Here is a 22,999-nt window from a genome sequence, read left to right as displayed (position 1 = left end):
ATCAACAAGATCGAGAATCTCGTCGCCAACGGCCTCGATCCGACCAGATCGCCGATCACCGCCCATCGGACGTGCTGACCAGGTCCCCGTCGATCGCCATTTCTGCACCCATTTGATCGCGGTCGACACACCGACGCCAAAGCGCTCTGCCGCCGCACGGCGGGACATCCCGCCCTCGACCGCCTGGATCACACGTTCTCGAAGGTCATCGGAAAAGGCTCGCGTCATCATGGCTGGCCTCCAATCCCCAGCCATGATGGTGAATCAGATTCGTGCCAAAAACGGAATCCCCTACGATTCCCTCAGGTGCGAAAATGCTCTAGCGCCGAAGCCCCGCGCGCCGTCCCGCCATGACTGCCATTCTTGCGACATCGATCATCGCCTGACCGCATTCGGCCTCGTCCGGATACCCCGTCGTCTTGCAGCGGATCTCCGCCTCGCCGAGCCGGGCGAGGGCCGAGGCGAGGCTGCGCAGATCCCATCGCTGAAGCTGGCGGGCCATGCCGTCGGCGGTGCGGAAGAAGACAGGCGGGCGCAGCGATTTGACCGCATCGGCCGGATTGCGCCCATCGGCCATCCGCGCACGGGCCAGATGCAGGCGCTGGAAATAGGTGATCGCCACGCGGATGATCCGCACCGATGCCTCGCCCTGGCGGAAGGCGCGGTCGAGCCCGCTCATGATCGCGTCCGGCCGTCCCTCGGCCGCGGCCGAAATCAGCGCGTCAATATCCAGCGCTGCGCTATCGCCGATCGCCGAAACAACCAGATCGAGATCGATGGTCTGACCCTGTCCCGCCAAAAGGGTGAGCTTTTCGACCTCCATTCGGCTCGCCATGCGGTCGCCGCCCAGGTGCTCGACGAGGAACCTTTCGGCCTCCGGCTCGATTTTCACGGCGCCTGCTGCGAGGGTTTCCCGAACCATGGTCGCCAAGTCGCGCCCGGTATCCGCATAGCAGGCAAGGGCGGCGATGTCCTCGCGTTTAGCCTCGAACAGCTTGCGAAGACCGCCGGACGGCTTCAGGTCGCCGCCCTCGACCACGAGGAGGGTGTCGCCGGTGTCGCCGTCCAGCGCGTTGACGATCGCGTCGCTGGTCTTGTCGCCGGCGTTGCGCAGGCGCACCAGGCGACGGCCGCCCATCAGGGAGCGCGCATGCATCTCGTCCGACAGCCGGGCCGGATCGCCGGTGGCGTCGTCGCCGTCCAGCTCGCAGACATTGAAGGGGTCGTCCAGATTGTCGACCGCGGTGCGGGCGATCCGTTTGGCGAATTCCAGGACCTTGCCGGTATCGGGGCCGTAGACCAGCACCGCCCGGACCCCCGGCGGCGGGTCCTTGAGGAACCGTTCCACACCGTTGGCGGCGACCTTCATCGCCGTCTCACCCCTCGGTGCGGTTGAAATAGAGCGCGAGCCGCAGGCGGATATCCTCCGCCAGTTCGGTCGCCGCGCGCTGCCGGGCGTCCTTCTCCGCCTGCAGGATCGCGTATTCCGACGAGCTGATCGAGAAGCTGGAGGTGCGCTGGTTGCTACCCTTGGTGACCACCTCGTTGCTCTGCAGGTCGAGCAGCCGCCAGTTCACCTCGACGATGAACTTCGCGAAGGTGGCCGTGGAATCCCGCAGGATCACGATATCCGAGCGCCGCTCCTTGGCGGAGACGTCGAGGCGGTAGGCCGGGTTGCGGGCGACGCCGCGCGGGTTGATCCGGTCGATCAGCTCGTTGCGCAGGATCTGTCCGAGCCGGTCGTTGATCGGCCCGACATCGACCTGCGGGAAGCCCTGATTGTAGACCGTCCTCTGCGTCGGGTCCTTTGCGTAGAGCGGCTGGAACCCGCAGCCCGACAGGGCGCCGCCGGTCAGGAGAAGAGCGACCGCGGCGGCGCGCAGGGCGGATGTCCGCATCGGCCGCGCCACCGCTCAGGCCACCACGTTGACGATCTTGTTGGGCACCGCGATCACCTTGCGGGGGCTCTTGCCCTCCAGCAGCTTGATCACGTTCGGCTGTTCCAGCGCCTGCTCGATCATCGCGTCCTTGGAGCTGTCCTTGGCCATCTCGATGGTGGCCCGGAGCTTGCCGTTGACCTGGATCGCGATGGTGACAGTGTCGTTCTCCGCCAGGCTCGCGTCGGCCTCCGGCCAGGCCGCCGTGGCCAGCATGCTGTCATGGCCGAGCTGGCGCCACAGCTCCTCACAGAGATGCGGGGTCATCGGCGCCATCAGCCGGACCAGGGTCTCGAAGCCAAAGCGCAGAACCCAGGCCTCGCCGGCACCCGTGCCGGCCAGGGAGAAGATCTGGTTCGACAGCTCCCGGACCTGGGCGACCGCGCTGTTGAAGCGGAACCGCTCGATGCTGTCGGCCACCGCCAGGATGGTCTTGTGACAGGCGCGGTAGACCGTCTCGGCCTCGGCCGACAGCTCGGCGGGCTTCGGCGTTCCGGCCGCGGGCAGGGCGGTCGGGCATTCGGTGATCTCGCGCCAGACCCGGTTGATGTAGCGCCAGGCACCGTCGACGCCGGCCTCGGTCCATTCCAGGTCGCGCTCCGGCGGGCTGTCGGACAGCATGAACAGCCGGGCCGTGTCGGCGCCGTAGCTGCCGATGATGTTGGCCGGGTCCACGGTGTTGCGCTTCGACTTGGACATCTTCTCGACACGGCCGACGGTCACCGGCTTGCCGCCGTCGACGGTGACCCAGTCGCCGCCGTCGGTCTTGGTGATTTCGTCGGGATAGAGCCAGCGGCCGTCCGCCCGGTAGGTCTCGTGGCAGACCATGCCCTGGGTGACCAGGCCGGCGAAGGGCTCGGCGATGGAGAGATAGCCGCAGTCGCGCAACGCCCTGGTGAAGAACCGGGCGTACAGCAGGTGCAGCACGGCGTGCTCCACGCCGCCGATATACTGATCCACCGGCAGCCAGTAGTCGGCCGCGTCCCGGTCGAAGGCGATCTCGCCCTGCGCGTCGGTAAAGCGGGCGAAATACCAGGAGGATTCGAAGAACGTGTCGAACGTGTCGGTCTCGCGCCGGGCCTCGCCGCCGCAGGACGGGCAGGCGGTGTGCTTCCAGGTCGGGTGGCGGTCCAGCGGGTTGCCGGGGCTGTCGAACTCGACATCCTCGGGCAGCTCGACCGGCAGCTGGTCCTCCGGCACCGGGACCACGCCGCAGCTCTCGCAATGGATCATCGGCACCGGGCAGCCCCAGTAGCGCTGGCGGGACACGCCCCAGTCGCGCAGGCGCCAGGTCGTCGTCCGCTCGCCGCGGCCGATCGTCTCCAGCCGGCCGGCGACCTCCGACTTCGCGGCCTCGATGTCCATCCCGTCCAGGAAGTCGGAATTGAAGATCTTGCCCGGACCGGTATAGGCCTCGTCGGCCACGGTGACGGTGGCCGGGTCGGTCTCCGGCGGCAGCACCACCGGCAGCACCGGCAGATCGTACTTGCGCGCGAAGTCCAGGTCGCGCTGGTCATGGGCCGGACAGCCGAAGATCGCCCCGGTGCCGTATTCCATCAGCACGAAGTTGGCGACATAGACCGGCAGGGTCTTGCCCGGCACGAACGGGTGCTCGACCTCCAGCGTGGTGCGATAGCCGCGCTTCTCGGCGGTCTCGATATCGGCCTCGCTGGTGCCCATGCGGTTGCATTCGGCGATGAAGGCCTGCAGCTCCTCATTACCCTCGGCCATCTCGGCCGCCAGCGGGTGGTTGGCCGACACCGCGCAGAAGCTGGCGCCGAACAGGGTGTCCGGCCGGGTGGTGAAAACCTCCAGGCTGTCGTCGCGGCCGACCAGCTGGAAGCGGACCCGCGCGCCTTCGGAGCGGCCGATCCAGTTGTGCTGCATCAGCCGGACCTTGTCCGGCCAGCGGCCTTCCAGCCCGTCCAGCGCGCCGAGCAGGTCCTCGGCATACTGGGTGATCTTCAGGAACCACTGGTTCAGCTTGCGCTTCTCGACCGGGGCGCCGGAGCGCCAGCCCTTGCCGTCGATCACCTGCTCGTTGGCCAGAACGGTGTTCTCGACCGGATCCCAGTTGACCCAGCTCTCCTTGCGATAGGCCAGCCCGGCCTTGACGAAATCCAGGAACATCTTCTGTTCGTGGCGGTAGTAGCTCGGATCGCAGGTCGCGACCTCGCGGCGCCAGTCGTAGCTCAGGCCCATGCCCTTGAGCTGTTCGCGCATGGCGTCGATGTTCTCGTGGGTCCATTTGTGCGGGTGGACGCCGCGCTCGATCGCCGCGTTCTCCGCCGGCAGACCGAAGGCGTCCCAGCCCATGGGATGCAGCACGTTGAAGCCGCGCGCCGTCTTGTACCGCGCCACCACGTCGCCGAGCGTGTAGTTGCGGACATGGCCCATATGGATGCGGCCCGACGGGTAGGGGAACATCTCCAGGACGTAGTATTTCGGCTTGGCGGGATCGGCTTCGACCTCGAAGCAACCGTCCTGTGCCCAGCGCGACTGCCACCGGGCCTCGGTTTCCTTGACGTTATAGCGCGCCATGACGTGCTGCTCTCTTAGTGATGGCATGGGGCCACGGGCACGCGCGGCACCGGCTCGTGCGACCTACTGCGACGCCTGCTGGATCCGGATCTGACGGGCGCGGGTGAGGATCGTGTTCTCAAGATCCTTGCCCAGGCTTTCGTCCACCGCCGCGTCGCGCCAGTCCCCGGCATTGCTCCGGGTCTGCCGGAACACGTTCGCGCGGATGCCGTCGGAACGCAGGGCGCGGTCGAGAATATAGACCGTGACCTTGAACCGCTCGTTCGGGCTTTCCGGCGGATTGTACCAGTCGGAGATGATCACGCCGCCGAACGGATCGGCCGAGGACAGCGGCAGGAAGGACAGCGTGTCGAGCGACGCCCGCCACAGGAAGGCGTTGACCGCCACGCCGCCCCCGCCCTGATTGTTCTGGTCGCCCTGGCCGAGAGAGAACAGGTCGAGCCCGCTCGGTCCGGCAAGGCTTTCCTGCTTCTCATAGGTGGGCAGGCCGTTGGGACCCGTGGTCGGGTACTCGTACTCGACGGGCACGTCCGTTCCACAGGCCGACAGGGCCAATAGGCAGAGCACGCCTGCGCCAACAGCATTCTTAAAAGTCGATCGAGAACCGGCCATCACAATCTTGTCCAAAGTTCGCAGCCACTTCTTTACCTACGCAGAGCGCCCGGCGCAATGATCGCCGAACGATGCTGTCCCTCGCTCCGTCAATGCCATGCGGACAGCCGCATAAATCCTCGTCCCAGGCGCTTCAGGAAGGTGGCGATTCCCGTGTCGGCGTTGTGACATATCCGCCACATTGAGACAGTTTTGCACCCGGAGCGGCGTCAGCCGAGTTGACGGTGGTCCGTAGAGCCCTGTAGCAATTGGCCATCGGTCAGGGATGGCGGGCGTGCTGTTTCGCTTTTTCCAGATGGACCGAGGACCCTAAAACACCTCGAACTCGGGAGATGGGGAATGAAGAAGGTTCTTCTCGGCTCGACGGCCATCGTTGCCGCCGGCCTGATTGCCGCACCGTCCGCCATGGCCGCTGAAAAGCTGCAGGTTTCGGTTGGCGGTTACATGGAGCAGTGGTTCGGCTACACGTCGGTCGACGACTCCACCGGCCGCGACGTTGACGGCTTCGACGTCAAGTCCGACTCTGAAATTCACTTCAAGGGCTCCACGACCCTGGATAACGGTATCGAGTTCGGTATCAACGTCCAGCTCGAGGCCAACAGCAACAGCTCTGACCAGATCGACGAGTCGTATCTGATCATGAGGGGCTCGTTCGGTGAGATCAACCTGGGCTCCGAAAACTCGGCGATGTACAAGATGCATTACGCCCCGAGCGATTTCGGTATCAGCATCAACTCCGGCGACCAGGGCGACTGGGCGGCTCTCTCGGGCAGCAACGTCTCCGGCTCCGGCTACTTCCGCGGCGTTCTGGGTTCGACCTATGTCGAGCCGGGCCGTGCGAACGACTCCGAGAAGCTGACCTACTACACCCCGCGTTTCGCCGGCTTCCAGCTGGGTGCGTCGTACTCCCCGGACAACCTCCAGGACACGAACGCTCCGGTTGACCGCAACACCGGCGTCTCCGACATGGTGACGTTCGGCGCCAACTACTCCGGCGACTTCGGCGGCGTGTCCCTCGGCGTGTCCGGCGGCTACGGCACCTTCATGGAGTCCGCTTCGGGCACCGATGAGCCGGAGAGCTACAGCGCCGGTGTGACCCTCGGTGTTGGCGGCTTCGGCGTGGGCGCGTCCTACGCTGCTGAGGACGGCGCGACCGAAGGTCAGGCCTACAACCTCGGCGTCTCCTACGAGACCGGCCCGTTCGGCGTCAGCCTGTCCTACTTCCATGGCGAAGTTGACAACAGCTCCGAGCAGGACACCTTCCATCTGTCGGGCAAGTATGCTCTGGGCCCGGGCGTCACCGCCGCTGCGACCCTGGGCTATGCTGAGTTCCAGGACGAGGGTTCTGCCGGCTCCGACGAGATCGAGGCCACCTACTTCGTCACCGGTATCCGTCTGTCCTTCTAATCCAGAAGACAGTCTGATTTGGGGAGCCGCCTTCGGGCGGCTCCCTTCTTTTTTGCGCCCGGATAGGCTATCGGTTGGCCAACACTTCTGACACGCGACCGACCCCAGGGCTCCGATGACCGACGTTACTTTCGACCGGCTGTTCCGCGCGATCGACCGCGATCGCTTTCTCGACCAGTATTTCGACAAGGCGCCGTATTACGAGGCCGGGGCTGTCCGCAGCGTCGAGACGGTGTTCTCCTGGTCGCACATGAACGACCTGCTGGCCCGCCCGAAGCTCTGGGACGGGCATACGATCGAGATGGCGCTGGACGGCAAGGTGCTGCCGGCGGCCCAGTTCTGCCGGCCGGGACATGGGCGCCAGGGCGAGTCCGGCCTGCGGCCGGACCGGGGCAAGGTGACCGCCCTGCTGCAGAAGGGGGCGACCTTCGTCCTCGATTTCCTGGAAGGGATCGATCCTCGGATCGCGTCGGTTTCCCGGGCGCTCGAGCGGCTCACCGGGGCCAACACGTCCTGCAACGCCTATTGCTCCTGGAAGGCGGTGCGGGGTTACGCCTCCCATTTCGACTGCATGGACGTCTTCGCCCTGCAGATCGAAGGCGAGAAGACCTGGAACCTCTACGAAGGCCGGTTTCCGGAGGCGTCCTTCGTCCCGGGCAGCCGCCCCAGCGACTTCACCGCCGAGCAGCACGACCGCATGAAGGGCAAGCTGGCGCAGCAGGTGACCACGCGGCCGGGCGACATTCTCTACCTGCCGCGCGGCCTGTATCACGACGCGCTCGCCACCGACACGGCCTCGCTGCACCTGTCCTTCGGCTCGACGCCGGCGGTCGGGGTCGCGGTGCTGGAGATGCTCGCCCGCGAGATGCAGGGCCAGGAGTATTTCCGCAAGCGGCTGCCGCATTTCGAGGATCGCGCGGCGCTTGCCGCCTATCTCCAGGGTATCGGCCAGACCGTGAACAAGGTGCTTGCCGATCCGGCGTTCCATGACTTCGTGGCCGGCTTCCAGAAGGACCGCATCTTCGACAAGGTCGCGGACTATCGCTTCCCGGAGCGCGATACCGACGGATATTTCTTCGTCTCGCGCTATGCACCCGTGGTTCAGGGCGCCGGGGACGGCCTGACGGTCACCCATCGCGGCCAGACGTTCCAGCGCGCCGCCGCGGACCGCGAGATGCTCGCCTGGATCCTCGAGCGCGAGGAATTCTGGCTCTCCGAGCTCTCCGAAGCCCACGGACAGCGGGGCGAGGCGGGCCGGACGCTGATCCAGGCCCTGATCCAGAACAAGGTCATCTTTCCGGTGCAGGTCTGACCGATGTCCGGCGGAATCCTCTGGCTGGCCTCCTACCCCAAATCGGGCAACACCTGGATCCGGATCTTCCTGGAGAATCTCTTCCGAAACGGCGCGGCGCCGGTGTCGATCAACGAGCTCAACGTGGTCTCCTTCGGCGACGCCCAGCGGGATCTCTACCAGTCGCTGACCCAGCGGCCGATCGACGAGATGACCGACCAGGAGCTCGACCAGCTGCGCCCCGTGCTGCAGCAGAAGCTCGCCTCCCGGCCAGAGACCTCGATCGTGAAGACCCATAACCGCATCGGTTTTGCCGGGGACATTCCGATCATCGGCCTCGAGCAGACCATGGGGGCGATCTACGTCGTGCGGAACGTATTCGACGTCGCCGTGTCCTTCGCCGCCCACTACAACGGCACGATGGAACAGGTGGTGGACGGACTGTGCCGCGATACCATGCACACGCCGACCACCAAGGCGGCGATCGTCCAGTATCTCGGCCCCTGGGGGGAGCATTACCGGGGCTGGACCGGCGTGCCGGGCTTCGAGCCGCTGGTCCTGCGCTACGAGGACCTGCGGTCCAAGCCGTTCAAGGAATTCTCCCGCATCGTCAAGTTCCTGAACATCCCGGCCACTCCGGAGCGGATCAAGAAGGCGATCCGGTTCAGCAATTTCGAGGAAGTCTCCCGCCAGGAGAAGCAGGCCGGCTTCCGCGAGCGGGTCCGCTCGGATCAGACCTTCTTCCGCGAAGGCAAGGTCGGCGGGTGGCGCAAGAGCCTGTCGGACGCCCATGTCGCCCAGCTGATCGACGTCCATGGCGACGTCCTGCGGGAGCTGCGGTATATCGACAAGAACGGCAAGCCGACGGTCTGATGCCATGGCCGGCCCGCTCCCGCCCAAGGCCAGAACCGCGCTGGAGAAATCCCTCTCCTCCGGAGATCCGGCGCCGGCCCGCCCGGTCCACGATCTTCTGCTGAAGCACCGGGCCGTCCCCGGCGCGGCCCTGTTCCGCCTGGCCATGCTGGAGGCCGGCACCGGCGGTTTCGCCGCCGCCGACCGCCTGCTGTCCGCCGCCGCCCGACGCCAGCCCGGCGATCCGCAGATCCTCGTCAATCACGCCCAGGTCCGGCTGGCGCTGGACGATCCCGACGGTGCCTACCGGCTGCTCTCGCCTCTGCCTGCCCAGGTCCGCGCCAACCCCGCCGTCCTCCGGCTGACCGGCGACACCGCCCTGTCCTCGGATCGCCTCGAGGAGGCCGTCGCCGCCTACGACCGCCTTGCCGGCCAGGGTGCCGGCGGCGACCCGGCCGTCCTGACCAATCACGGAACGGCCCTGCGGCGTCTCGGTCGCTTCGAGGCGGCGGTCGGCAAACTGGTGCGCGCCGTAGAGAGCGGCGCCGGCAGCGAGGCGGTGGTCGGGCTTGCGGGTCTGTACGGCCAGCTCGATCAGCATGACCGGGCGGTCGGTCTGCTGACCGATCACCTCGCTCGCCACCCGCTCGACAGCGTTCTCTGGCGCCAGATGGCGGCCTCCCATCGCGCGGCCGGCGACGGGACACGGGCGCGGGCGGCAGTCGAGCGCGCCGTTCTCGCCGCTCCCGGACAGGCCTCGGCCCTGACGCTGATCGCCGAAATCGCCGAGAACGCGGCCGATCTGGACCGGGCGGAGCGCTGGGCGCGGCGGGCGCTGGCGGTCGCCCCCGACACCGCCGCGGCGGCGCTGGTGCGGGCTGCGGTGGCGCGGCGGCGGGGCGACCCCGAGGCCGCCCTCGCGCTGGTGGATGCCTGGCTCGCCCGCAGCCCGGCGGGGGTGCGCCATCTGCTGCTGTTCGAGCGGGCCCGATCCCTGGAGGCGGCGCGGCGCACGGACGCGGCGTTCGCCGCCTTCACCGACGCGAACGATCAGCAGATGGCGACGGCCCGGCCGCGCCGCGATCCGGCCCGGGCGCTGGCCCAACTCGCGGCGCTGACGGATCTCCACCGCGCCGGACCGCCCGTCGGCGAGGGCGACGCCGGATCGGACCTGCTCTTCGTCGTCGGCTTTCCCCGTTCCGGGACCACCCTGCTCGATCAGGTGCTCGACGCCCATTCACGGATCGAGGTCATCGAGGAGCGCCCGCTCATCGCCGCGATGATCGCGGACCTCGCCCTTTCCGGCCATCACTACCCGTCGGATCTGCCTCGTCTGCAGCCCAGGGAAATCGAGGAGCTACGCGAGCACTACCGCAGCCGCCTGGCCCGTCATACCAGCCGGACCGGCACGCGCTACACGGTCGACAAGATGCCGCTGAACATGGCGCATGTGGCGCTGATCCGCCGGGTCTTTCCGGGCGCGCGCTTCATCCTCGCCCTGCGCCATCCCTGCGACGTGGTGCTGTCCTGCTTCATGCAGAATTTCGGTCTCAACGACTGGATGGCGGCATTCGCCACACTGGACGGGGCGGCGGCGCTGTACCGCGCCACCTTCGCCGCGTGGGAAAGCTATGTCGCAGCGGTCGAAACGCCGGCCATCGCCGTGCGCTACGAGGATGTGGTCGCGGATCTGGAGCGCGAGGCCCGCCGGATCACCGGGTTCCTGGATCTGCCCTTCGAGCCGGGGATGCTCGCCTTTCACGACCATGCCCGCGGCCGCGGGGTGCTGGCGACGCCGAGCGCGGCGCAGGTCACCCAGCCGATCTATCGCACGGCGCTGGCCCGGTGGCGGCGCTATGCTAGCGTGATGACGCTGATCGCCGAGGGGCTGTCGGCCGAGATTCAGCGATATGGATACGCGGAGGAAGAGACATGAGCGCCGACCCGGTCGATCCGCATCTGGTGCGGCGGATCGCCGACAATATCGACACCGTGCGAGCCTCGATCGCCAAGGCGGCCGGCGCGGCGGAGCGCAATCCCGAGACGGTGACGCTGATCGCCGTGGGCAAGGTCCAGCCGCTGGAGCGGGTCGAAGCGGCGCTGATGGCCGGCCAGCGGGTGTTCGGCGAGAACCGTGTGCAGGAAGCCAAGGGCAAGTGGCCCGACTTCCGGGCTCGGTATGAGGGGATCGAACTCCACCTGATCGGCCCGCTGCAGACCAACAAGGTCCGCGAGGCGGTCGAGCTGTTCGACGTGATCCAGACCGTCGACCGGCCGAAGCTCGCCCGGGAACTGGCCAAGGAGATGGAAAAGCAGGGCCGCCGCCTGGCCTGCTACATCCAGGTCAATACCGGCGAAGAGGAACAGAAGGCCGGCGTGGCGCCCGCCGAGGCCGACGCCTTCATCGCCGAATGCCGGGACGATCTCGGCCTCGCCGTGGTCGGCCTGATGTGCATTCCGCCGGTGGACGAGACCCCGGCCCTGCACTTCGCCATGCTGCGCGAGATCGCCAAGCGCAACGCGGTCGCCAACCTCTCCATGGGGATGAGCGGCGATTTCGAGACCGCCGTGGAGATGGGCGCGACCCATGTCCGGGTCGGCACCGCGATCTTCGGGGCGCGCGACTACGACTGAATTTGATCTGTCTCCAATGAGTTGGAGAGCGGTCTGTTCTATCTCATTGTTTTAGAGACAAACTCACCGACCATACTGAACCATTTCATGATTCAGTATGGTCGGATTTGCCTCTAGGACTGCTCCTGGGTCTTCATGGACTCGTAGCGGTCCAGCGCGCGCATCATCCAATGGGCTACATCGGTATTCCCGTCGCTGGCCAGCTTCAGCGGCGCCGGGGACTCCGTCGGCGCCGTGCGGGCGACGGTCTGCGGTGCCTGGGCGCCGACGGCGCGCGCGGGGGCCGTCTTCAGCGACGCGGCCGACGGGGTGACCTGAACGTTCAGACCGGTGTCGGCCCCGGCGCGCGCCACGGCCGGTCCGGGCGCGCGGACCGCATTGGCGCGCTGGATGAAGGCATCGAGCCGGCTGGCGGCGGAGCCCGAGAACTCCTGGGAACCGGCCTGGGCGGCGGCCGTTGCCGACGCAGGCACGGCGCCCGCGGCGGAAGCGGTGGCTGCGGAGGTGCCTGCTGAGGCGGCGGCGGCGGCGGTGGCTGCCTGCCTGGCGGCGGCAAACTGGGCCACGCCGGCGGGCAGGGTGCCCACCAGGGGATCCGTCAGGTCGGCGGTGTCGGTCTGCGGCATCTCGCCGACCAACGTCGCCGGCTCCTGGGCACCGGTACCGTCCGGGTCGCCGCCCGCCGCGTCGCCGCGCAGCATCGCCATGGTGGTCGCACCGATGTCGCCGCCGGTCTCTTCGGCGGTGATCGAGTTGGCCAGGGCCCCGATGACACCGGCAGGGCCGCCCCACAGCGCGCCCCCGGCCATGCGGGCCGGCTCGGAGATCGTGTCGCCGGTCAGTTCCCGGTAGAGGGTGCTGACGACCGGGATGTGCTGCAGCGGGTTGATCATGTCCAGCAGGTCGGCAAAGCCCAGCGAGTCGTTGGTGCCGCCGGTATCCGGGTCACACGGATCGGCCTCGCCGCTCTGGCATTTCTGAGACCACCAGCTCGGGTTTGTCTGGGCTGTCGCTTCCGTCACGCTCATCGCACACTCCTCCGTCCCCAGGAGTAACGCAAGCGCCGTGCCAGGCTGTGGGCGGGGTGAGCGTAAGGAAAACGGCGCATTCCGGACGATCTCGCCGCTCCGGGCCGCGGGAGGAGGGCGGCATCCATGCTCCGGCGGCAGAGACTGCCGGGTGTGCGGTGCCGGGGCGGAATCTTTCGCCGTGTGCCCGGAAGAGCTGTCTAGAAAGAGCTGTCTAGAACAGGTGTCCGGACCGCGATGCCTTGGTGGCCAGGTATCGCTCGTTGTGGCGGTTGGACGCGAAGATATGGGGAACGCGCTCCACCACCTCCACGCCGCAGGCGGCGAGCTGCTCGACCTTCGAGGGGTTGTTGGTCATCAGCCGCACCCGGCCGATGCCGAGCTGGCGCAGCATCTCGGCAGCGGGGAAATAGACCCGTTCGTCGTCGTCGAAGCCGAGCGTGGTGTTGGCATCGACCGTATCGGCACCCAGATCCTGCAGGGTATAGGCCCGCAGCTTGTTGATCAGGCCGATATCCCGCCCCTCCTGCGCCAGGTACAGCAGGACGCCGCCCCCGGCCTGCTCGATCTCGCGGATCGCGCCGCGCAGCTGGTCGCCGCAGTCGCAGCGCAGGCTGCCGAGGAGATCGCCGGTCAGGCAGGAGGAGTGGATCCGGATCAGGACCGGGCCGGCATCCCCGTCCGGCGCGCCGATGCGGATCGCCACATGTTCGGTTCCGCCATCCATCGGCCGGAAGGCGGTCAGCTCGCAATGTTCCGCATCGGCCAGCGGCACCCGGGCCGAAGCGGCGCGGATCAGGCGGTGGGCGCTGGTCTCGGCGAACCGTTCGATCTCGCCGGCATCGACCACCAGCAACGCCCGCTCGCGGGCCCAGGCGGTCATGGTCGAGGCCGAGATGCCGTGGACCGAGGCGACCAGCGCGCTCGGCAGCAGCCGGGCCAGCTTCACCAGTTTCACCGCGGCGGTTGCGGGGGTGTCCGCGCGTTCGGGCAGGGCTGTTAGCCCGGCCGGGATACCGGACTTGCGGGTCGGGTCGGCCAGGTCGAGCACGGCGTCCACGTCCAGGGCGTTGCCCAGCGCGACCGACACGGCCGGCGCCTCGGTGCCCGAACCGAGCACGGCCGCCCGATTGCGGGTCAGCACCACGCGCGGCTCGGAGCCGGCGATGGCCGACATCTGGCCCATCAGTTCCCGCGTCGCCATTTCGCTGCCGGCGGCCACGGCCAGCCGGTCGAGGTCGCGGCCGGCGCGGATCGCCACCAGGCCGCCGCGGCGCAGTTCGGCGATGGCGCGGTCGACCGCGAGCTGCCCCGTCGCGCGCACGAACGGCCGGGCGTTGGCGGCGGCTTCAGGGGATGGCTGGGTGAGGGCAGGCGTGGCGCCTGCGGAGGGATCGCGGTCATCGGGCATGGCGGGCATATTGATCGCCGCACCCGTCAGGTCAAGACGAATGGACCGCACGACGCCCGTGCGCTTGGATGCTAAAACGGTCGGGTCAAAAAAAGTCGATACGGGAGAAAGCGATGGCGGTGTTCGGGACATACGACCAGGCGGCGCTCGACGCCCAGTACAACAACCAGGCCAAGGTGCCCGACGTGGCCGGCATCGGCCAGCGCTGGATGGCCCGGGGCGAGGAGGCGCGCAACGCACTGTCCTGCGATCTGGACCTGGCCTATGGCCCGCATGACCGGCACCGGCTGGACGTGTTCCCGGCGCACCGTCCCGACGCGCCGATCCTCGCCTTCATCCATGGCGGCTACTGGCACACGCGGGACAAGACCCTGGTGCACTTCCTGGCGCCGACCTTCGTCGCCGCCGACGTGACCCTGGTCTCGGTAGAGTACCGGCTGTGCCCGGAGGTCAAGATCGCCGACATCGTGGATGACGTGACCGCCGCCATCGGCTGGATTCACGCCCATGCCGAGCGCGTCGGGGGCCGGGCCGACAAGATCCACGTGGCCGGCCATTCCGCAGGCGGGCATCTGGCGGCCATGCTGTGCGGACCCAAGGGCCGGCCGGATCTGCTGAAGGGCGGCTGCTCCGTCTCCGGCCTGCACGACCTGGAGCCGATCCGCCTGTGTTACCTGAACGAGAGCCTGCACCTGACACCCGACGACGTGGCGCCGCTGAGCCCGATCGCCATCGCCCGCGACCTGGAGAAGGGCGGCAAGCGCCTGCCGCCGCTGATCGCCACGGTCGGGCTGGAGGAGGGGCCGGAATACCTGCGCCAGCGCGACGAGCTGGTGACGGCGCTGCATGCCGCCGGTCAGCCGGCCCTGTCGGTCGATGTGGAGGGCGGCAACCATTTCACCGCCCTGGAGGCGTTCGGCGATCCGCACCACCCGCTGTGCCAGGCCATGCTGCGCCAGATGCTGTCCCCCGGATTCTGAAACCCGATCAGGGAGGCACGATGCCGACCGCAACCTTCAACGGCGAGGTCATCGCCGATGCCGAGGACGTCATCACCATCGAGGGCGTCGCCTATTTTCCGCCGGAATCCGTGCGTCTCGACTGCCTGGAGGAGACGGCGACCCGCACCGGCTGTCCCTGGCGCGGCATCGCCACCTATTACACGGTGCGCGTGGGCGACCGGGAGGAGCGGGACGCCGCCTGGCGCTATCTGGAACCCAAGCGCAAGGCCCGGCGGATCGCCGGCTGGGTCGCCTTCTGGAAGGGCGTGGAGGTCCAGGGCGTCGAGGGCGGACTGGTGGAATGAGCGTCGCGCGATGATTTGAGGTAACCTGATGCCGTCCGCTGGCATTGGCTTTCTTGGCGGGGGCTCGCTTGGCAGGGTCGCCGCAGCATAACCGGCCGCAGCAAAACCGGATGGGAATGACGATGACGACGGGACGCAAGGTTCTTCTGGTGGATGACGACGAGGCGCTGCGCGGCACGCTGGCGGAGCAGCTTCAGCTTCACGAGGAATTCGACACCAGCGAGGCGGGTACCGGAGCCGAGGGGCTGGAGGCGGCGAAGACGGCGACCTTCGACCTGATCCTGCTGGATGTGGGCCTGCCGGACATGGACGGCCGCGATCTGTGCCGGCTGATGCGCAAGGCCGGGGTGAAGTCGCCGGTGATCATGCTCACCGCCCAGGACAGCGACGCCGACACCATCCTCGGCCTCGACGCCGGGGCCAACGACTATGTGACCAAGCCGTTCAAGGTGGCGGTGCTGCTGGCCCGGATGCGCGCCCAGCTCCGTCAGCACGAGCAGAGCGACGACGCGGTGTTCTCCATCGGCCCCTACGCCTTCAAGCCGGCGGCCAAGCTGATGGTCGACGAGACCAAGAACCGCAAGATCCGCCTGACCGAGAAGGAAACGGCGATCCTCAAGTACCTCTATCGGGCCGGCGACCGCATGGTCCGCCGCGAGACCCTGCTCAACGAGGTCTGGGGCTACAACGCCGGGGTCACAACCCACACGCTGGAAACCCACGTCTACCGTCTGCGCCAGAAGATCGAGCCCGATCCCTCCCGCGCCGAGATCCTGGTCACGGACACCGGCGGCTATCGGCTTGTCCCGTAAGGGCAATTCCGATCGGTATATCTGTAAATATATACGTTTGACCCTGTTTGCGGATCCGAACGGGCCCTAAATTCGCTCAGTCCGGCCGGTAACGGCCCATGCGGGCGAGGCCCAGACCGAGCAGCAGGGCGCCCAGGGCGCAGAGCGTGGTCAGGGCGGCGAATACCCAGGTCACGTCGGCCCAGACCTGCATGACCAGCAGGATCTGCGGCAGCAGGATCGGGCCGATCAGCACGCCGAGATTGCGTCCCGTCATCAGTACCGCAAAGGCGCCCGGTCCGGCCCGCGACGAGCCGAGAATGGTGCTCGGCAGGGCGAACAGGCAGACCGGGGTCACGCCGATGCCCAGGCCGTAGGCGACCAGCGAGACGATGCCGGGGCCCAGCGTCGTCGTATACGGGATCGTCCACCACACCGCCGCCTGCAGCACGATGGAGGCGACGAACATCGGCGCCAGGGGCAGGCCGCGGCGGATCGCGATGGAGGTCAGCAGGCCGACCACGATCAGGATCACCACCGGCACCGAATACCCGACCGTCGCCCAGTCCTCCGACAGGCCGTGCGCCTCGACCAGGAACTGCGGCAGCCAGGTCATGTAGGCGAAGTACTGGGTCGACCACAGGGTGAAGATCAGCGCCGCCAGGGCGAGCGCCCAGCGCTCGTCCCGCGAGAACGGCGCATGGGGCGTGCCGGCCGGGCGGCGCAGGTCGAGATCGGCCGAGCCGCGCAGGCGGATCGCCACCATCCAGCCGGCCAGCAGCACCGTCGCCACCCCGGTCGCGATCCAGGACAGCCGCCAGCCGCCCCAGGCTTCGCCCTCCGCCAGATGGCCGAGCGGCACCAGCAGATTGGCGCTGATCTGTCCGAGCGGGATCCAGATCGCCGACAGGGCGATCGCCAGGGGCAGGTGGCTGGGCCCGGCGCTGCGGTTGGTGAAGACCGGCCCGGCGATGGCGAAGACTGCGAAGGCGAGACCCTCCAGCCCCCGGGCGGCCAGCATGATCATCGCGCTCTCCGGATGCACGAGGGCGAGCACGTTGCCGGCGATCGCGGTGGCGAAGGCGGTGAGCAGGATCGGCACGGTGCCGATGCGCTGCAGCGCCCAGCCCAGCCCGAACGACACCGCCAGCCCGACCACCGCGTAGATCGACATGAAGGCGCCGGCCATCACCTTGGGATAGGCGTACTCGGCCAGGAGCGCGGGCAGCAGCGGCGGCAGCTTGAACTGCTGGAAGGCGGCGAGCGTCGCCAGAAGAAAGCCGAACAGGATACCGGTCCAGTTCGTTCGTCGCATGTCGGGTCGGACCATCGGTCGGGTTCGGTGCAGTGGCGGGGACGGGTGCCGGAGGGGGCTGTCGGAATCAGGCGGGGTCCGCCACTGTGGGCCATCGGGCCGGGCGTCACAACCGCGCACGTACAGGTGTTCCTGACCGGATTTTTCCGGCAACATGCCTGTGGTATGGGTGCCGCGTCGTCGCGGGGTCGCGGTGATGTGGGGCTGCGGCGGCAGGCTGCCCGAGGCAGAAGGACGGGAGACGTCGGTTGGCGGATGACGCAATGGTCGTCAAGGTCTGGGGAGCGCGCGGCAGCGTGCCCTGTCCCGGGCCGCGGACCGTGAAGTATGGTGGCAACACCTCCTGTGTCGAGGTGCGCTGCGCCGGCCATCGGATCGTCCTGGACGGCGGCACCGGGATCCGCGAGCTGGGACATGCCATGTCCGGAGAGCCCTCGGGCCCGGTCGATGTGCTGCTCACCCATTTCCATCTGGATCACATCGCCGGTCTGCCGTTCTGGGGGCCCGCCTATACGCCGGGCAACAGCATCGTGTTCCGCGCCGCCCGGCTGCAGCAGACCTTCGGCCTGCGCGAGATCCTGCACAAGATGATGTCGCCGCCGCTCTTCCCCATTCCGCTGGACGAGTTCCGCGCCGATGTGCGGTTCGAGGATTTCGCCTCCGGCACCAGCTTCGATCTGGCCCCCGGCATCCGGGTCGACACTCGGCCGCTGAACCATCCCGGCGGCGCCTGCGGTTACCGGATCAGCCATGGCGGCCGGTCGGTCGCCTATGTCACCGATACCGAGCACGTCGCCGGTCAGGACGACCAGAATGTGCTCGACCTGATGCGCGGCGCCGACCTGGTGTTCTACGACTCCACCTATACCGAGCAGGAGCTGCCCTGCCATCTCGGCTGGGGCCATTCGACCTGGGAGGAGGCGGTCCGCCTGTCCGACATCGCCGGGGTCGGGACCCTGGTGCTGTTCCACCACGACCCCAAGCACGAGGATGCCGATCTGGACCGGATCGGCGACCTGGCGGCCGAAGCCCGTCCGGGCACGCTCGTGGCGCGTGAAGGCGTGGAATTCAGCCTCTGATGCCGACCCTGTGTCCCCTTCGCGGTAGCGAGGCATAACTCCTTGAAAAAACGGATGATAGCGGTCGCTACGACGCTTGGTATTGCTCAGGGCGGCGTGTTCGTGCCGCACCGGTATGCCGCCGCGCTGCGTCCGCCTTCCACCTACAGCAATCTGGAGCCGATCTTCGCTGCCGCCGAGCCGACGATGGCGGAGGTGCTGGCGGCGATCGACCGCTACGCCGATATCGTCGCGCGGTTCCACGGGGCGAAGCCGCCGACACCGCGCTGGGGCCAGGACTGGTTTCCCGGGCTGGACGGCGCCGCCGCCTACGCGATCGTGCGGGCCGGCCGGCCGGGCAAGATCCTGGAGATCGGCTCGGGCCACTCGACCCGGTTCATGGCCCAGGCGGTCGCCGATGGCGAACTGGACACCGAGATCCACTGCATCGACCCGGCGCCGCGGGCCGACATATCGGCGCTGAACGTGCGCCTGCGCCGCCGGACACTGCAGGAAACCAACCTGGCGACCCTGCCCGAGCTTGGCCAGGGCGACGTGCTGTTCGTGGATTCAAGCCACCTGGCCCTGCCGGGCTCGGACGTGGACCTGCTGTTCTCGCAGATCATCCCCGCGCTGGCGCCGGGCGTGCTGGTCCATGTTCACGACGTGCTGCTGCCCGACGGCTATCCCAGGGCCTGGGACTGGCGGGCCTATTCCGAGCATCAGGTGGTGGCCGCCTGGCTGGCGGCGGGCGGCTTGGAGCCTTTGTTCTCCAGCCACTATACGCGCACCCGGCTGGCCGGCCTGGTGGCGCAGTCGGCGGCCGCGCGCATCCCGGTTTCGGCCGGTGCGCACGAGACGTCGCTGTGGTGCGTGAAGCGCTCGCCGCAGCGGATCGCGGCCGGCTTATAGGTCATGGCTGGGGCGCCAGGATTCGAACCTGGGAATGGCGGTACCAAAAACCGCTGCCTTACCACTTGGCTACGCCCCATGCGCGGCGGAACATACGCAACTCATGCCATTTCAAGCAAGCGTCAGGTTACGATATCATGGCGGTGCCGTCCGCCCCTAGCCGGAGACTGACCGTGGCAACGCGCAGCAAGGCCAAACTGCCCTGGAGTGTGAAGGGCGTGACCCCGGAATCCCGCGATCTCGCCAAGTCCGCGGCAGCCGATCACGAGGCGACCATGGGGGAATGGCTCAGCCATGTGATCCGCCGGGTGGGGGCGGCCGAAGCCTCGGGACGACCCCTGACGCCGGCCGAATCACTGCAGGACATCGGGGATGACGGCGACGGTACCGGTCGTTCCCTCGTGTCCGGCGGCGCGCAGGGCGTGGTCGAGGATGCCGCCCTGATCGCCGGTGTGCACCAGCGCCTGGAACGCAGCGAGGCGCGGCTGCTCGATGTGCTCGACGGGCTGGAGGACGTGGTGGAGAAGCTGGCCGACCGCATCGGCCGGCTGGAGCGCCGGACCCACGGCCGCGACTGACCCGCGTGCGGGACGGCGGCCCTGCGATCTCGTCAAATCTCTGCCCCTTCGCAGTGATTTCTGTATAATGCGGCCAAAGTCTTACCGGGTAGTAATCCCGGTACCGGGTCGGTAGTTGTCCGCGAGGAAGGGTGACAGGTCGATGTCGGGATCGTCGCCATGGAGCATAAAGGGTGTCTCGCGGGAGGACCGCGAGGTCGCCAAGCATGAGGCGCGCAAAAGCGGCGAACCCATCGGCGCGTGGCTGTCGCGGCGGATTCGCGAGGCGTCCGCCGGCGGAGCACCGGTCGACGGCCGCCAGATCGTCGACCGCGGGAGCCTCGACGCACCCGACCGCCAGCCGGACCCGTCGGCCCGGGCGGTGTCGCCTGAGAACGACCGTCGGCGGGGGGGGCCGGTCCAGGGGGATCCGTCACTGGGCCGCCGCGCCACCGACCATCCCGATTTCGGCTTCGGCCCGGGCAACTGGCGCCAGGCCCGCGAGACCATCCTGGCACGCGAGGAGAGTCGCCACACCGAAGGGCTGGCCGCCCTGCGCGACCGCGTTCGGGCGGTCGAGGGCCGGCTGGAGACCAAGCCCGACGACATCGCCGAGCTGGACCAGCGGATCCGGTCGATCTCCGGCCGCATCGCCGAGCTGACCGACCGGCTGGAGGCGCTGGAGAATACCCGCGGCCTGGGCGATGTCGACCGCAAGATGGACCGGCTGGAGACGGAGTTTCTGGAGATGGACCGCTTCGTGCGGCGCATCCCGGCCGACACCTCGGACTCCCTGGACGGTCTGGCGCGCCGGATCGAGCAGCTCGTCGACCGCATGCGGGTGGTCGAGGCCTTCGTCCTTCCCGGCAAGCGCAAGCCCGGATTCTTCGGTCGGTTGTTCCGCCGGAAATCCCGGTAAACCCGTTATATTTCGGCTTGCTTCCATGATCATCGCTACCACGTTATGATGCGGTATTGATGCCGGTAGTGAGGGTAAGGTGTCCCGAGACGCCACCGCCTGGAGCGTAAAGGGAGTTGACCAGGCGACGCGCGATATCGCGCGTCGTGCGGCGGCGGCTTCCGGCATGACGATCGGCGAGTGGATCGACCACGCCATCAAGTCGGACTCCGCCAACCGGGGCATACCGGTTCCCGCCGGCCGTGACGGCGCCCCGGGCGCCGCCGCGCCGCAGCGGGTCGACGGGATCAGCGCCGACACGGTCGAGGCCATCTTCAGCCGAATCTCAGATGGCGAGCGCCTGTTCGAGGCCCGGCTGCGGCCGATCGGCTATGCCCTGAAGGACGTTGCCGAGCGGGTGGTGGCGCTGGAGCGCGAGGCGGAGCGCCTGCCGCCGCCCGGCGCACCCAGAGAGTTCGCGCCCTCGGAAATTGCGGCGGACCCAGGTCCGACCTCTCCCGAGGCCGGCCCTGCCGAGTCTGCTCCTGCCGAGGCGGCGCCGGCGGCGCCCGTGCGTACGCCGATCGCCTTCCGCCCGATCCGGACCCCGGAGCCGCCCGCCGAGCCGCCGGCGCCGGTGTCTGACGATCCGGTTGCCGAAGATCCGGTCAGCGGCGATTCGGCGTCCGCCTCAGAAGACGATGTCTGGGACAGCGAGCCGCAGGAAACGGCCCCGCCGGAGCGGCCTCGGCCGACACCGATCGCATTTCGGCCGATACCGCCGCCGCCGATCGAACCGTCTGAAGAACATGACGATTTCGAGCCGATAGAACGGAATGTAAAGCCGGTTCCGGCACCTCCACCGGGTCCGCCGGAGGACTGGAGCCCGGATTTCGAGCTCGATCGCGCCGCCTTGGCCGATGCGGCCGACGAAGTCCGGGATCGGCCGCGAGAGACTTCCGATCAGGAGCCGGAAAGGCCCGATCTAGATGCCGCGACGGCTGCGGTCGAGACCTGGGAGCCGACCGAGCAGACCGCCCCGGACGATATCCCGGCGCCGCCGGCGCCCGAGTCCGAGGTCGTATCGAAACCGCAACGACCCGACCCGACGCCGCCCGCCTATGACTTCCCCGCGGACCCGATCGACACCAGTGCGTTGGGTCTCTCGGGCGAGCCGATCCCGGAGCCGCTGCCGCCGCGGCGCCTCGCCAGTCGCGGCCGGCTGGCCATTGCCGCCGCCCTCGTCCTGGCGCTGCTCGGCGGCGCCGCCTGGACCGCCCATCGCCAGGGCACCCTGAGCCTGGGGGCGGTCGGCGCCCGGCTGGCCGAGGCCGAGACCAGTGTCCACCTCGCCCTGGTGGAGGCAACCGACTGGGTGATGCATCTGGTGGGCTCCGACCCGCATGTGCCGCAGGACGGGGTCGAATCCCATCCCCAACCCGCGCCGCCGCCGGAAACCGTCGCCTCCGCGCCGCCGGCGGAACCCGCCAGCCCGGCGGCCGCCACCCCCCCTGCCGGCACCGACAGTCAGGCCGGCAAGCCCGCGACCGAACCCGCGCCGGCGGAGACGGCTGCCGTGACCCCGCCCGAGCCGGCGGTGCAGCCCGCCCCGCCGCTGCCGGAGAAGCCGATCGATGTGGATCCGCGCCCGGTCGCGCCGCCACCGGCCCCGGCGCTGAGCGAGCCGCCGCGCCGGGCCTCGGCCGCCGCCGCGCCCGTGACGCAGGGCACAGCACCCCTGAGCCGGGCCGAGGCCGGCAATCCCGCGGCGCAGTTCGAGGTGGCGGCCGGCATGATGCGGGCCGCCGAGCCGCGCCCGGGGGAAGCCGCGACCTGGTTCCGGGAGGCGGCGATCAACGGCCTCGACGTGGCGCAGTTCAATCTCGGCGTGATGTACGAGCGGGGTCTGGGCGTGCCCGAGGACGAGACCCGCGCGCTGCTCTGGTATCACAGCGCGGCGGAGCAGGGGTATTCGCTGGCCCAGTACAATCTCGGCCGGCTCTATGCCCTGGGCAAGGGGATCCCGCAATCCGATGCGGAAGCGAAACGGTGGTTTCAGCGGGCCGCCGACCGAGGGGTCTCGGCCGGGCTCTACGAACTCGCCCGGTTCGAGACCGACGAGCTGGAGCGCGAGCGCAAGATGTACACCGCCGCCAAGGCCGGGGCGGAGGCCGCGCAGGAGTGGCTTCGGGTGAAATCCGCTGGCGGCGTGCCGGAGGCGCCGCTGGGTCCGCCGGCCGGGCTCATGCTGGATACGCCGACCGGTGCGCCGGACATCGCCGAGATCCAGGAGGGTCTTTCGGCCCTTGGCTATTACGACGGGCCGATGGACGGTATCGCCGGGCCGATGACCCGGGCGGCGATCAGCAAGTTCCAGAGCGACAACGGCCTGCCGGCCACCGGCCTGCCGTCGCGCAGCCTGCGCCAGCGCCTGAACTGAAGCGGTGGC

At 68.5% G+C, this 22,999-nt stretch carries 21 protein-coding genes and 1 tRNA gene; 13 read left to right on the top strand and 9 right to left on the bottom strand.

Annotated elements, in window-relative coordinates; translation table 11 throughout:
- The 5 genes from BLS34_RS17225 to BLS34_RS17205 form a co-directional block, all read right to left on the bottom strand.
- Window positions 1–231 (bottom strand): helix-turn-helix domain-containing protein (locus BLS34_RS17225; protein ID WP_175474263.1); only part of this gene is annotated, 231 nt, incomplete at its 3' end.
- 88 nt (window positions 232–319) lie between these two features.
- Window positions 320–1,369, bottom strand: a complete 1,050-nt coding sequence (gene holA, locus BLS34_RS17220) for a DNA polymerase III subunit delta (protein WP_028796106.1) — start codon at window positions 1,367–1,369, stop codon at window positions 320–322.
- Between the two features lie 7 nt (window positions 1,370–1,376).
- Window positions 1,377–1,898: an LPS assembly lipoprotein LptE gene (gene lptE / locus BLS34_RS17215; protein WP_093152168.1), complete on the bottom strand. Its 522-nt coding sequence runs from the start codon at window positions 1,896–1,898 to the stop codon at window positions 1,377–1,379.
- Between the two features lie 15 nt (window positions 1,899–1,913).
- Entirely contained in the window at window positions 1,914–4,478 is a 2,565-nt protein-coding gene (gene leuS / locus BLS34_RS17210; protein ID WP_093152166.1) for a leucine--tRNA ligase, read from the bottom strand.
- A 63-nt stretch (window positions 4,479–4,541) separates the two neighbouring features.
- Complete coding sequence (locus BLS34_RS17205) at window positions 4,542–5,006, bottom strand: DUF3576 domain-containing protein (RefSeq protein WP_342664905.1); 465 nt, start codon at window positions 5,004–5,006, stop codon at window positions 4,542–4,544.
- Between the two features lie 423 nt (window positions 5,007–5,429).
- On the opposite strand from BLS34_RS17205, the gene BLS34_RS17200 reads away from it, so the two are divergent.
- The 5 genes from BLS34_RS17200 (at window position 5,430) to BLS34_RS17180 (ending at window position 11,274) form a co-directional block, all read left to right on the top strand.
- Window positions 5,430–6,497, top strand: a complete 1,068-nt coding sequence (locus tag BLS34_RS17200) for a porin (protein WP_093152163.1) — start codon at window positions 5,430–5,432, stop codon at window positions 6,495–6,497.
- Window positions 6,498–6,612: 115 nt separating this feature from the next.
- Window positions 6,613–7,809 (top strand): JmjC domain-containing protein, encoded by a 1,197-nt coding sequence (locus BLS34_RS17195; RefSeq protein ID WP_093152161.1) that lies wholly within the window; start codon window positions 6,613–6,615, stop codon window positions 7,807–7,809.
- A 3-nt stretch (window positions 7,810–7,812) separates the two neighbouring features.
- Window positions 7,813–8,661 carry a sulfotransferase domain-containing protein gene (locus BLS34_RS17190; protein WP_093152158.1) on the top strand — a complete coding sequence of 283 codons (849 nt, stop codon included), beginning with the start codon at window positions 7,813–7,815 and terminating at the stop codon, window positions 8,659–8,661.
- A 4-nt stretch (window positions 8,662–8,665) separates the two neighbouring features.
- On the top strand, window positions 8,666–10,576 hold the full coding sequence (locus BLS34_RS17185; protein WP_093152156.1) for a tetratricopeptide repeat-containing sulfotransferase family protein: 1,911 nt from the start codon (window positions 8,666–8,668) through the stop codon (window positions 10,574–10,576).
- Window positions 10,573–11,274 carry a YggS family pyridoxal phosphate-dependent enzyme gene (locus BLS34_RS17180; RefSeq protein ID WP_093152153.1) on the top strand — a complete coding sequence of 234 codons (702 nt, stop codon included), beginning with the start codon at window positions 10,573–10,575 and terminating at the stop codon, window positions 11,272–11,274. The genes BLS34_RS17185 and BLS34_RS17180 overlap by 4 nt, the downstream gene beginning before the upstream one ends.
- Before the next feature lie 113 nt (window positions 11,275–11,387).
- Here the strand turns inward: BLS34_RS17180 and BLS34_RS17175 are convergent, their stop codons facing one another.
- Both BLS34_RS17175 and ribA read right to left on the bottom strand, forming a co-directional pair.
- Window positions 11,388–12,302 carry a hypothetical protein gene (locus BLS34_RS17175; RefSeq protein ID WP_093152151.1) on the bottom strand — a complete coding sequence of 305 codons (915 nt, stop codon included), beginning with the start codon at window positions 12,300–12,302 and terminating at the stop codon, window positions 11,388–11,390.
- 214 nt (window positions 12,303–12,516) lie between these two features.
- Complete coding sequence (ribA, locus tag BLS34_RS17170; RefSeq protein ID WP_028796100.1) at window positions 12,517–13,713, bottom strand: GTP cyclohydrolase II; 1,197 nt, start codon at window positions 13,711–13,713, stop codon at window positions 12,517–12,519.
- Window positions 13,714–13,826: 113 nt separating this feature from the next.
- Between ribA and BLS34_RS17165 the strand changes: the two genes are divergently transcribed.
- The 3 genes from BLS34_RS17165 (at window position 13,827) to BLS34_RS17155 (ending at window position 15,831) form a co-directional block, all read left to right on the top strand.
- Window positions 13,827–14,693: an alpha/beta hydrolase gene (locus tag BLS34_RS17165; RefSeq protein WP_028796099.1), complete on the top strand. Its 867-nt coding sequence runs from the start codon at window positions 13,827–13,829 to the stop codon at window positions 14,691–14,693.
- 20 nt (window positions 14,694–14,713) lie between these two features.
- Window positions 14,714–15,019: a DUF427 domain-containing protein gene (locus BLS34_RS17160; RefSeq protein ID WP_093152146.1), complete on the top strand. Its 306-nt coding sequence runs from the start codon at window positions 14,714–14,716 to the stop codon at window positions 15,017–15,019.
- 122 nt (window positions 15,020–15,141) lie between these two features.
- A complete protein-coding gene (locus BLS34_RS17155) occupies window positions 15,142–15,831 on the top strand; it encodes a response regulator transcription factor (protein ID WP_028796097.1) in 690 nt (229 codons plus the stop codon).
- A 76-nt stretch (window positions 15,832–15,907) separates the two neighbouring features.
- Here BLS34_RS17155 and BLS34_RS17150 read toward each other — a convergent pair whose 3' ends face one another.
- The gene (locus BLS34_RS17150; protein WP_175474262.1) at window positions 15,908–17,125 is read right to left on the bottom strand and encodes an MFS transporter; all 1,218 of its coding nucleotides are present in this window, start codon (window positions 17,123–17,125) and stop codon (window positions 15,908–15,910) included.
- 248 nt (window positions 17,126–17,373) lie between these two features.
- On the opposite strand from BLS34_RS17150, the gene BLS34_RS17145 reads away from it, so the two are divergent.
- Window positions 17,374–18,204 (top strand): MBL fold metallo-hydrolase, encoded by an 831-nt coding sequence (locus tag BLS34_RS17145; RefSeq protein ID WP_028796095.1) that lies wholly within the window; start codon window positions 17,374–17,376, stop codon window positions 18,202–18,204.
- A 54-nt stretch (window positions 18,205–18,258) separates the two neighbouring features.
- Window positions 18,259–19,095: a class I SAM-dependent methyltransferase gene (locus BLS34_RS17140; RefSeq protein WP_093152140.1), complete on the top strand. Its 837-nt coding sequence runs from the start codon at window positions 18,259–18,261 to the stop codon at window positions 19,093–19,095.
- Window positions 19,096–19,099: 4 nt separating this feature from the next.
- Here BLS34_RS17140 and BLS34_RS17135 read toward each other — a convergent pair.
- Window positions 19,100–19,174 (bottom strand) — tRNA-Gln (locus tag BLS34_RS17135).
- 94 nt (window positions 19,175–19,268) lie between these two features.
- On the opposite strand from BLS34_RS17135, the gene BLS34_RS17130 reads away from it, so the two are divergent.
- The 3 genes from BLS34_RS17130 (at window position 19,269) to BLS34_RS17120 (ending at window position 22,990) form a co-directional block, all read left to right on the top strand.
- Entirely contained in the window at window positions 19,269–19,673 is a 405-nt protein-coding gene (locus BLS34_RS17130; protein WP_028796093.1) for a hypothetical protein, read from the top strand.
- Window positions 19,674–19,815: 142 nt separating this feature from the next.
- Window positions 19,816–20,571, top strand: coding sequence for a hypothetical protein (locus BLS34_RS17125; protein ID WP_028796092.1), 756 nt, complete (start codon window positions 19,816–19,818; stop codon window positions 20,569–20,571).
- Window positions 20,572–20,650: 79 nt separating this feature from the next.
- Window positions 20,651–22,990 (top strand): SEL1-like repeat protein, encoded by a 2,340-nt coding sequence (locus BLS34_RS17120; RefSeq protein WP_139189372.1) that lies wholly within the window; start codon window positions 20,651–20,653, stop codon window positions 22,988–22,990.
- Window positions 22,991–22,999: the final 9 nt, after the last annotated feature.

This window comes from Thalassobaculum litoreum DSM 18839 (assembly GCF_900102465.1).
Classification (GTDB): Bacteria; Pseudomonadota; Alphaproteobacteria; order Thalassobaculales; family Thalassobaculaceae; genus Thalassobaculum; species Thalassobaculum litoreum.
This window is presented reverse-complemented; position numbering and strand designations above follow the sequence as displayed.